This is a genomic window from Paenibacillus sp. P4_E11 (assembly GCF_056401635.1).
In genome coordinates, this window is record NZ_JBFUIX010000652.1 from 1 (window position 1) to 698 (window position 698).

Consider the following 698-nt stretch of genomic DNA (forward strand, 5'->3'; position numbering starts at 1 on the left):
ATTCTCGAGCATTCTCTAACGAAATACCTTCTTTTCTTTCTCCAACAGACCAGATCCCTGGCCAGCAAAAAAACTCAGGTGTAATAAATTTGTCCTGCTGAAATCTTAAAAATCTAGCGAAGAGCAATCGAACAGGCAGATTTTCAGAACCAAACTCAAAAGAATTATCTTCTTCCATTAATTCCCTGCAGTTAGTACTTGCCCAATCACAAAATTTTTCAGAAGCAGAAAAAGGTGTTTTACAACTAATATAGCCGCAAAGGATTTCGGAAACCTCTAAATATTCTTCCTTTGTGTAGCCATGAATCGAATCCACTAAATTTGGATTCTTATTCTWTATTGACTCGCATAACATTAAAAATCTTATCCCTGGATCTACTGAAAAAACAAACGATGGAAAATGATATAAGTCGAAAGGAAAACCGTCAGTTGGGTTAATCGCAAGATCACATACTAACAAAAACAACCCCACTACTGAATCTTCTGGTGTACTGGGCCAAGGTGTGCCAAGAATTTTGAGAAAAATATCGAACGCCTCTCTGTATAATTCACCGAGCATTCCTGCGTGCTCAAAGTCATCCCAACTCATTTTCCCGCCTGAGGAGAGATACAAATACTGTAATTGCGAAAAACGAGCTTGCCCTTCGAATATCTCTCTTGCGCCTATAGGTGATAGTCGAATATCAGAACCGTAATAG

At 38.6% G+C, this 698-nt stretch carries 1 protein-coding gene; it reads right to left on the minus strand.

From position 1 onward, the window contains the following. A partial coding sequence (locus tag AC1DWB_RS36705; RefSeq protein WP_477545964.1) for a hypothetical protein occupies positions 1-698 on the minus strand: 698 nt, incomplete at both ends.